General features: G+C 42.7%; 10 protein-coding genes and 1 tRNA gene. 5 read left to right on the top strand and 6 right to left on the bottom strand.

Annotation, left to right across the window (positions count from 1 at the left end; all coding sequences use genetic code 11):
* Positions 1-131 precede the first annotated feature (131 nt).
* Positions 132-785, bottom strand: coding sequence for a YbjN domain-containing protein (locus tag B5F78_RS15130; protein WP_162608568.1), 654 nt, complete (start codon positions 783-785; stop codon positions 132-134).
* 172 nt (positions 786-957) lie between these two features.
* Here B5F78_RS15130 and B5F78_RS15125 point away from each other — a divergent pair, with 172 nt between their 5' ends.
* The 3 genes from B5F78_RS15125 to B5F78_RS15115 all read left to right on the top strand — a co-directional run bounded on the left by B5F78_RS15125 (position 958) and on the right by B5F78_RS15115 (position 2880).
* On the top strand, positions 958-1518 hold the full coding sequence (locus tag B5F78_RS15125; protein WP_022039414.1) for a DUF4251 domain-containing protein: 561 nt from the start codon (positions 958-960) through the stop codon (positions 1516-1518).
* A 70-nt stretch (positions 1519-1588) separates the two neighbouring features.
* Complete coding sequence (locus B5F78_RS15120) at positions 1589-2230, top strand: DUF4136 domain-containing protein (RefSeq protein ID WP_022039415.1); 642 nt, start codon at positions 1589-1591, stop codon at positions 2228-2230.
* A gap of 17 nt (positions 2231-2247) precedes the next feature.
* Entirely contained in the window at positions 2248-2880 is a 633-nt protein-coding gene (locus B5F78_RS15115; RefSeq protein WP_087208129.1) for an outer membrane beta-barrel protein, read from the top strand.
* A 109-nt stretch (positions 2881-2989) separates the two neighbouring features.
* On the opposite strand, the gene yihA is transcribed toward B5F78_RS15115, so the two are convergent.
* From yihA to B5F78_RS15095, 5 genes are all read right to left on the bottom strand, one after another.
* A complete protein-coding gene (gene yihA / locus B5F78_RS15110) occupies positions 2990-3589 on the bottom strand; it encodes a ribosome biogenesis GTP-binding protein YihA/YsxC (protein ID WP_087407115.1) in 600 nt (199 codons plus the stop codon).
* Between the two features lie 27 nt (positions 3590-3616).
* Positions 3617-4849 (bottom strand): CobW family GTP-binding protein, encoded by a 1233-nt coding sequence (locus tag B5F78_RS15105; protein WP_087208126.1) that lies wholly within the window; start codon positions 4847-4849, stop codon positions 3617-3619.
* A 64-nt stretch (positions 4850-4913) separates the two neighbouring features.
* Positions 4914-5078, bottom strand: a complete 165-nt coding sequence (locus B5F78_RS17375) for a hypothetical protein (protein ID WP_158098037.1) — start codon at positions 5076-5078, stop codon at positions 4914-4916.
* 82 nt (positions 5079-5160) lie between these two features.
* A complete protein-coding gene (dnaJ, locus tag B5F78_RS15100) occupies positions 5161-6333 on the bottom strand; it encodes a molecular chaperone DnaJ (RefSeq protein ID WP_087398299.1) in 1173 nt (390 codons plus the stop codon).
* 20 nt (positions 6334-6353) lie between these two features.
* Positions 6354-6953, bottom strand: a complete 600-nt coding sequence (locus B5F78_RS15095) for a nucleotide exchange factor GrpE (protein WP_087247030.1) — start codon at positions 6951-6953, stop codon at positions 6354-6356.
* A 184-nt stretch (positions 6954-7137) separates the two neighbouring features.
* On the opposite strand from B5F78_RS15095, the gene B5F78_RS15090 reads away from it, so the two are divergent.
* Together B5F78_RS15090 and B5F78_RS15085 are read left to right on the top strand one after the other, a co-directional pair.
* Complete coding sequence (locus B5F78_RS15090) at positions 7138-8760, top strand: ABC-F family ATP-binding cassette domain-containing protein (protein WP_087208120.1); 1623 nt, start codon at positions 7138-7140, stop codon at positions 8758-8760.
* Positions 8761-9031: 271 nt separating this feature from the next.
* Positions 9032-9106, top strand: a tRNA-Pro gene (locus B5F78_RS15085).
* Positions 9107-9319 lie beyond the last annotated feature (213 nt).

Here is a 9319-nt window from a genome sequence, read left to right as displayed (position 1 = left end):
GCTCCTGTTCTTCGTCAGATAGCCCGCTATCTTCCTCATCACAGAAGCGAAAATGCCTCAAAAACTCATCCCCAATCATCGCACGATAAATTCAAAACAGCTTCTAAATTCAAAACAGTTTCAAATGCTTTTTATGCATTTTGTTCCGCTTTCGTCTCGATGGGCATTGTGTTTTCCTTGTATGCGGCGAATCCTTTTACTTTAACCCGTTCCTTTTTCTCTTCTTCAGCTACGGTAGCATTACCCAGTTGGTTCAGGTTTTCTTTGATGGCGTTGTGTGTGTCGAAGAAAAAGTCGAGCAACATTTTCAGGTGTTCTTCCAGTTCTCCTTCGTTGGGCGAAAAGTATGTATGGCAACGCGAATGCAGTCCTACGGTTTTCCCGTCCTCATCTGCCATGTAAACGGTAGTGACCAGCGAATTGACATTGACCAGGTTGATTATTTCTTTCAATACAGGGAAGGCTTCGTTGTCGGTATTGATAGAGCCCCACCATGGATTCCATATCATGATGAAACGGTTTTCTTCTTCGGCGGCAATGTAGAAATCGTCTCCCTGATACTTGAAGGCGATGTGTCCTTCCTCGTTTTCCTCGGGTTGGCATCCTATCTTTTTCAAGGTGCTGACTACCAATTGTTTTGTACTGATTTCATCTAGTTCGTCCTTGGTCATTTGTTCCAGATGTTCCAGCCGTTTTTTTCGTTCGTGTATGATGCGAATCAAGAACAATACAATTGGCCAAAGGGCAAGGGCAATGACGGCTACCAGTATGGTGATATCTGAAATGTTGTTCATAATGATGGAGTTTTAAGATTTATACACTTAAAGATACGAATAATCTTGATATAGATTAAGCTTCTGCTTCCTTTTATATTTTTTTAATCTAATATTCCGCAGTAAAAGGACTTTGAGTTTGTTTTATAGACAAACATTAAACAAAAAAGAGGAGAGATTGATTATGAAAAAGATTTTATCAACTTTAGTCATTTGTGTGGCATTTTTAAGCACTGGTGTGCTTCAAGCCCAAGAAACAGAACGTGAATTGACTCGTGAAGAAAAGAAAGAAATGCAAGCCAAATTGGACAGCTTGCTTTTCGAAGAAGCGAAACAAGCCTTGAATGACAAGGCATTTACTTTAGAAGCCGACAAAGTTGTCTTCAAGTATGGACAGATGGCATATGTCAATTCGAATACAAATTTTGTATCTGTAGATGGTGAAAAGGCGGTTGTACAGGTCGCTTTTAATATTCCAGTCAGTGGACCGAACGGGCTGGGAGGTGTAACGGTAGACGGTTCGGTATCTTCTTATGAAGTGAAAGAAGACAAGAAAGGCAATTTGCGTTTGACCATGAATGTAATGGGAGCGGGAATTTCGGCAAGAGTGGAAATTGGCATGATGAAAGGTTCCAATCAAGCATCGGTTGAAATCTTCCCTAATTTTAATTCGAACCGTTTGACTTTGAATGGTGTTTTGTTACCTTTGCATAAGAGTACAGTATTTAAAGGACGTTCGTTTTGATGGAATGTGATGGATTGGCCAGGAAACTGGCGTGACATTTTTTATGATTTAATTAAATGGAAAGACAGATATGAAAAAGAATTTGTTTATGGCATTCGGTATAATTGCTTTAATGAGCTTGGCCGCATGCGAGAAAGACCCGGATATGGGGCAGTTGGACAGTGATTTGGTAGTATATACCGATCATGACAATAGCGTTGATTTCAGCAAGTATGTTACATATTATTTGCCTGATAGTATTTTGGAGGCAGGTGATATACATGCTTCGTATTGGACCGACAACAATGCACTGGCTATAGTCGGTGAAGTAGAAAATCAGATGAACCGTTTGGGTTACCAGCGTATTACTGATCCGACTCAAAAAGGTAATGCTGATGTAGGTGTACAATTATCGTATGTGTCACAGACCAATACTGTCATTTCCGGCGGTTATTGGGGAGGCTGGTGGGATCCTTTTTACTGGGGAGCCGGCTGGGGCGGATGGTATTATCCTTATCCGGTAAGTTATAGTTATGACACGCAAGCCTTGATTTTAGAGATGGTGGATTTGACAGGACAGGATGCAGACAACAATCAGCGTCAGATTCCTGTAGTATGGTATGCCAGTGCTTCGGGGTTCCAGTTCGGGAGCAACCGTGTGAATATGCAGTTGTTGTTGGATGGTGTGGACCAGGCTTTCAGTCAGTCGGCTTATTTGAGTACCAATAAATAATAAAGGAGGATTAAATTATGAAAACAATGATATTCAGAAGTTTTGCAATAGCTTGTTGTGTAATGCTGTGTGGAGTCGCAAAGGGATATGCTCAATGGGATGCCCGTAAAATGCATTTTACTATCGACTGGCAGGTAAATGCTCCATATTCTACTGATTTTGCAGATAAAATCAGCGGGTGGGGGATGAATTTTGAGGCTACTTATAATGTGGCTCCACGTTGGGCGATAGGAGGCTTTATAAATTTCCACACCAATCATAGGTATGTAGGCAGGCAAACTTTACAACTTTCCCCTACTGAATCGCTGACGACTGACCAGCAACGTTCGGCTTATCAGTTACCTTTTGGACTTACAACTTCGTATAGTATATATAATGGTAAGGTAGTTAAGCCTTATGTAGGTGTGAAACTGGGAGCAGCATATACGCGTTATACCACCTATTATGGTACAGGAGGGGTGTATGATAATCCATGGGGATTTTATGCTTCGCCTGAAATCGGTTTGCGCATTTTCCCATTTAAAGGTCATCGTTTAGGTTTTCACATAGCAGGTTATTATAGTTATATGACCAATAAAGCGGAAACCTTAGCCAGTGAAGATATTGATGGACAGAATAATGCCGGTTTCCGGTTGGGTGTGATTTTTTAAAAGGTTCTTTTAAAAGGTCTTGATTTCACATAAAGGGTCATCTCAAAATTTTTAGGGATGACCTTTTATGTGTTTAATTGATTCCTGACAAAATGACATGACTTGGGACTTATTGTAATGTGCGATTGACTGATTCGATGTAATCCAGCAATTCTTGTCTTCCTGTCTTTTTTTCGGATGAAGTAATGAAATAGGGGGGGAGTTCTTCCCATTGCTCTTTCAAGGTATCAAGAAAACGTTCTACATTTTGCTTAGTCTTTCCGGCACTTTGTTTGTCGGATTTGGTAAATACAAGCGCAAAAGGCACGCTGTTCTCACCCAGCCACTCAATGAATTGTAAGTCTATCTTTTGAGGTTCAAGCCGGCTGTCAACCAGTACAAACAGGCATGTCATCTGTATTCGTTCCAATACGTAATGTTGGATGAGGTTCTTGATATTTTCCATTACCTTCTTCCCTCGCTGTGCATAGCCATACCCAGGCAAATCAACCAGGTACCACGAATTGTTGATGAGAAAATGATTAATGAGTAATGTCTTTCCGGGAGTAGACGAAGTCATAGCCAACTTAGAGTGATTGGTCAGCATATTGATGAGGCTGGACTTGCCTACGTTGGAGCGTCCGATAAAAGCATACTCGGGCAGATTTCCGTCCGGACACATATCCGCCCGCGAATTACTGACAACGAATTGGGCACTTGTTATTTCCATATTGTTTTTTATTGGTTGTGTTAGATGTTAATATTCCAGACACTCATCCAAATCATGTGTGATTTGTGCTTTATCGAGATGTTGCCCGATGAAAACGAGTTTTATCATGCGGTCTCCATACTTTTCATCCCAGTCACGCATTAACCCAGGCTCTTGCACCATCAGTTTGACCAAGTCTTCTTCGGGTGCGGTGGCATACCATAAGCCTGCTTCGTGCAGTTGCTTTTGTCTTCCTGCCTGTTCGAAAAGATAAGACATGTCGCGGTTATGGCTGAAGTAGCATACCCCTTTCGCACGGATGATGTTTTTCGGCCATTTGGTAGCGATGTAGCGGTCTAACTTATGAATGTCGAAGGCAGGGCGACGGTAATACACGAATGTGCCGATACCGTATTCTTCTGCTTCACCCTCATCGTGGTGGTGATGCTCGTGATGGTGATGATTTTCTTCTTCGTGAAGTCCGTCTTCATCGTGGTGATGTCCTTCGGCAGCTTGTAGGTGAGCTTCGCGTTCTTCTTCTTCGGTCGCAGCTTTTTCAATGCCCCGAATCCATCCGGCAGATGTTGCCACACGTTCGAAATTAAACATCTGTGTATTTAGCAACTTATCGAGGTCTGCATTCCCATAGTCGCATTCGATGATTTCGGCAGCAGGCTGAATTGTACGGATTATTTGTTTGATACGGTTTAATTCTTCGGGTTTTACTTCAGAAGCTTTGTTGAGCAGGATGATATTGCAAAATTCGATTTGTTGGATAATCAGGTTTTCAATATCTTCTTCGTCAATGTTTTTGCGTGTCAGGTTATCTCCACAGGCAAATTCGTCTTGCATACGCATGGCATCTACTACCGTTACGATGCAATCCAGCCGGCAAATGCCATATTTTGCATAGGCACCACCTAGTGAAGGTATGGAACAGATGGTTTGTGCGATGGGTTCCGGCTCACAAATGCCACTAGCCTCAATGACGATATAGTCGAATCGCTGGCTTTTCATCAGCTCAAACAACTGTTCTATCAGATTGGTCTTTAGTGTGCAACAGATACATCCGTTTTGCAAGGATACCAGGCTGTCATCTTTTTGATTTACGACACCTCCTTTTTGAATCAGGTCAGCATCAATGTTTATTTCGCCTAAATCATTTACAATGACGGCAAATTTGATACCCCGTTTGTTGGAAAGGATTCGGTTTACTAAAGTGGTTTTTCCGCTGCCCAGATAGCCGGTAAGGAGCAGCACCGGAATTTCTTTTGGTTTCATATGAGATGAGGATTAATAACAGTATTTTGAACGCAAGCCACACAGGCTACACAGAAAATAATTTTCAGAAACTGTTCGGGAATTCTACAAAAAGTTTTTTGGCTTGATGTATTCGTCTTCGTGTGTGCTTTGGGCGTTTTTTGTCTTTTCCGCTTCTTTCTTCGTCAGACAGACCGCAATCTTCCTCATCATAGAAGCAGAAATGCCTCAAAAACTCATCCCAAATCATCGCACGATAAATTCACAACAGTTTCTCAATTGAAAAGACTGTGTCGTCTGTGGGTGCTGTGATGGTATCAGCAAAAGCGTATTTATTCGAATAAGCTTCTGAATTTCTTGAATATTTTTTCTTTCAAGGTCATGTTGGGCTTGAAACTTTCCGATTCCTGCCATTTTTCCAACGCTTGGCGTTCTTCTTTGTTCAGCTTTTCAGGAATATATACACTGACATTTACCAGTAAGTCTCCCGTACCTGTATTGTATCCGTAACTGTTAATTGTAGGGAGCCCTTTGCCTCGCAGGCGTAAAACTTTACCCGGTTGAGTGCCTGGCTCTATTTTGATTTTTGCCTTGCCATCGATAGTGGGGATTTCTACCGTGCCTCCCAATGCCGCTGTAGGCACGCTTAGCAAGAGGTTGTAGATGAGGTCGCTTTCATCACGAATTAGTTCGGGATGTTTTTCTTCTTCGATCAAGACCAGCAAATCACCCGGTACACCGTTATGTTTCCCGGCATTTCCTTTACCGTTGATAGTGACCTGCATACCTTCGGCTACGCCTGCCGGTATCTTTACCGTTACGATTTCTTCGCCGTAGACAATGCCTTCTCCGTCACATTCTTTGCATTTGTTCTTGATAATTTTGCCTTCACCTCCACATTGTGGGCACACAGACTGGGTCTGCATCATGCCGAAAATGCTTTGCTGGGTACGGGTGACACTGCCTGTTCCGTGACAGGTAGGACAAGTTTCCACGCCTCCTGTGTCTTCAGCTCCAGTTCCGTGGCAATGACTACATTGAACGTATTTTTTTAGTTTGAATTTTTTTTCTACTCCTGTAGAAATTTCTTTCAAACTGAGTTTTACTTTTACTCGCAAGTCGGAACCTCTGTATCGGCGTTGGCGTGGCTGGGCACTTCCACCACCGAATCCTCCGAATCCTCCTCGTCCGCCGAAGATATCACCGAACATAGAGAATATATCATCCATTGACATTCCGCCTGCGCCGAATCCTCCGAATCCTCCTCCGCCGGCAGCTCCGTCTACGCCTGCAAAGCCGTATTGGTCATATCGTGCACGTTTGTCCGGATTGCTTAGGACTTCATACGCTTCTGCTGCTTCTTTAAATTTTTCTTCGGCTTCCTTGTCGCCGGGGTTTCTGTCCGGATGATATTGGATTGCTTTCTTCCGGTAGGCTTTCTTTATTTCATCTGCCGAGGCCGACTTGTCGACCCCTAATACTTCATAGTAGTCTCTTTTTGCCATATCAACAAATCTTTTTTATATTATTGTGCAACAACAACTTTCGCGTGGCGGATTACTTTGTCGTTCAGTTTATATCCGGTTTGTACACAGTCCAGCACTTTTCCTTTCTGCTCTTCATTGGGGGCAGGGACCAATGCGACAGCCTCGTGATAGTCTGTGTCAAAAGCTTCGCCTATTGGTTCCATTTTCTGAAGTCCTTCTTGCTCCAGCACTTTGTGGAACTTTTGCGAAATCAATTCGATACCTTGGCGGATGGCATCCAAATCTTCTGTCTTTGCTGCATTTTGCAAGGCACGCTCCATGTCATCAAGAATCGGGAGTATGGCACTGATGGTTTTTTCTCCTCCATTCTTGATTAATTCAGCTTTCTCTTTCATCGTGCGTTTCCGATAGTTGTCGAATTCGGCAGACAGACGCAAGTATTTGTCTTTTTGCTCCTCGATGGTTTTTGTGGCTGTTTCCAGTTCTTTTTGCAATTTTGCTTCACCGGTCAATTCTTGTTCGTCTTCTTTCTTATTGGGTTCTTGCTTGTTTTCAGATGTTGTCTCAGTTTGTTCGCCTGAAGGCTGTTCGGCCTGGCCTTGTTTGATTTCTTCTTCGTTATGATTATTTGTACTCATAATTATATAATGTTTTGTTTGTTCTGAAAAATGGCGCTACAAAATCCGTGCCTGAATGGCTGGCATGCGAAAAACAGGTGCAAAAGTAATGAATTTTTGCCATACTGGCAGGCTTTCTGTATTTCATTTGCCTTTTTTTCTTATCTTTGTGCCCACATAAGTTTAATATAGGTATAGTAAAAAGATGATAACAGTTTCAAACGTAGCCGTTCAATTTGGTAAAAGAGTGTTGTACAACGATGTGAATATCAAGTTTACCAATGGAAATATTTATGGTGTCATTGGTGCCAATGGCGCTGGAAAATCCACATTTTTGAAAGTCATTTCAGGAGAACTGGACCCTACGAAGGGAAGTGTAACTTTAGGGCCTGGCGAGCGTCTTTCAGTATTGAGCCAAGACCATTTTAAGTATGACACGCATACCGTACTCGACACGGTACTGATGGGGCATACGGTATTGTGGGATATCATGAAGCAGCGTGAAGCATTATATGCCAAGGCTGATTTTTCGGACGAAGATGGGCTGAAGGCAGCTGAACTGGAGGAGAAATTTGCAGAGTTGGAAGGATGGAATGCTGAAAGCGATGCGGCGATTTTATTGAGCGGATTGGGCATTAAGGAAGACAAGCATTATGTTCTGATGGGTGACTTGAGTGGAAAAGAAAAGGTACGTGTGATGCTGGCACAGGCTTTGTTCGGTAATCCGGATAACTTATTGCTTGATGAGCCGACCAATGATTTGGATATGGATACAGTGACATGGCTGGAGAATTATTTGGCCGATTTCGAGCATACGGTTTTGGTGGTGAGTCACGACCGCCACTTTCTTGATTCGGTATGTACACATACGGTAGATATTGATTTCGGGAAAGTGAACCTTTTTGCAGGGAACTACAGTTTTTGGTATGAATCCAGTCAGCTTGCTTTACGCCAACAGCAGAATCAGAAGGCAAAAGCGGAAGAGAAACGTAAGGAACTGGAGGAATTTATACGCCGTTTTTCTGCCAATGTGGCAAAATCAAAACAGACCACCAGCCGTAAGAAAATGCTGGAAAAACTGAATGTGGACGAAATCAAGCCTTCTTCGCGTAAATATCCGGGCATCATCTTTACTATGGATCGTGAACCGGGAAACCAGATACTGGAAGTGTCAGGGTTGCGTGCTACCACTGAAGACGGCACAGTGTTGTTTAACGACGTAAACTTTACGGTGGAGAAGGGGGACAAGATTGTGTTTTTGAGCCGGGACCCACGTGCAATGACGGCTTTATTCGAAATTATCAACGGCAATCGCAAGCCTCAGGCAGGACATTATAACTGGGGGGTGACGATTACCACAGCCTATCTTCCATTGGATAATACCAGTTATTTTAATAGCGATCTGAATCTGGTGGATTGGTTAAGCCAATATGGCGAAGGAAACGAAGTGTATATGAAAAGTTTCTTAGGCCGCATGCTCTTTTCTGGAGAAGAAGTGTTGAAAAAAGTCAATGTACTTTCGGGAGGCGAGAAAATGCGTTGCATGATTGCGCGTATGCAACTTCGCAACGCCAATTGCCTGATATTAGATACGCCTACTAACCATCTTGACTTGGAGTCGATTCAGGCATTTAACAATAACCTGAAGATTTATAAAGGAAATATCCTCTTTGCCTCGCACGACCATGAGTTTATCGAGACCGTGGCGAACCGTATCATTGAACTTACGCCAAACGGTATCATTGACAAGATGATGGAGTATGACGAATATATTGCGTCCGACCATATTAAGGCGATGCGGGCAAGAATGTACGGGGGTGAAGATTAAAGAAACTGTTTTGGATTTATCGTACGCTGATTTGGGTTGGCTTTTGAGAGTCTCTCCCGACCTTCCTTTATGAGGAGGCTGGGAGAGGCTGTGATGAGGAAGATAGCGGATTGTTTGGCAAATAACAGAAGCGGAAAGGCAGATAAAGTCCATCAAAAGTTAGATGCCTTAAAAAATAGATGTGTTTGCTTTTGGAAAAAAAGATTGCCAAAAATTTGCAGGTTACAAAATAAACCATTACCTTTGCATCGGTTTTGAAAAAATGACCATTCGGGGTGTAGCGCAGTCCGGTTAGCGCACCTGCTTTGGGAGCAGGGGGTCGTGGGTTCGAATCCCGCTACCCCGACTTGAGTCCTGATTTCGTTGGAAATCAGGACTTTTTTATTTGGTAAATGTCTGTAGAAAAATTGAATATTTGTTCATAAATGTTTTTCTCTGTAACTTCATGTAGATTTAGAAGCTGTTTTGAATTTATCGTGCGATGATTTGGGATGAGTTTTTGAGGCATTTTCGCTTTTGTGATGAGGAAGATAGCGGGCTATCTGACGAAGAACAGGAG

Origin of the sequence: Bacteroides sp. An279 (assembly GCF_002159615.1) — a bacterium.
Taxonomy (GTDB): domain Bacteria; phylum Bacteroidota; class Bacteroidia; order Bacteroidales; family Bacteroidaceae; genus Phocaeicola; species Phocaeicola intestinalis.
Note: the sequence above shows the minus strand (reverse complement) of the source record. Positions and strands in the feature narration are given on the sequence as shown.

Excerpts from the sequence above, each read along its gene's own strand:
- B5F78_RS15125 (WP_022039414.1), top strand. The coding sequence starts at position 958 with ATGAAAAAGATTTTATCAACTTTAGTCATTTGTGTGGCATTTTTAAGC.
- B5F78_RS15120 (WP_022039415.1), top strand. The coding sequence starts at position 1,589 with ATGAAAAAGAATTTGTTTATGGCATTCGGTATAATTGCTTTAATGAGC.
- B5F78_RS15115 (WP_087208129.1), top strand. The coding sequence starts at position 2,248 with ATGAAAACAATGATATTCAGAAGTTTTGCAATAGCTTGTTGTGTAATG.
- yihA (WP_087407115.1), bottom strand. The coding sequence starts at position 3,589 with ATGGAAATAACAAGTGCCCAATTCGTTGTCAGTAATTCGCGGGCGGAT.
- B5F78_RS15105 (WP_087208126.1), bottom strand. The coding sequence starts at position 4,849 with ATGAAACCAAAAGAAATTCCGGTGCTGCTCCTTACCGGCTATCTGGGC.
- B5F78_RS17375 (WP_158098037.1), bottom strand. The coding sequence starts at position 5,078 with ATGATTTGGGATGAGTTTTTGAGGCATTTCTGCTTCTATGATGAGGAA.
- dnaJ (WP_087398299.1), bottom strand. The coding sequence starts at position 6,333 with ATGGCAAAAAGAGACTACTATGAAGTATTAGGGGTCGACAAGTCGGCC.
- B5F78_RS15095 (WP_087247030.1), bottom strand. The coding sequence starts at position 6,953 with ATGAGTACAAATAATCATAACGAAGAAGAAATCAAACAAGGCCAGGCC.
- B5F78_RS15090 (WP_087208120.1), top strand. The coding sequence starts at position 7,138 with ATGATAACAGTTTCAAACGTAGCCGTTCAATTTGGTAAAAGAGTGTTG.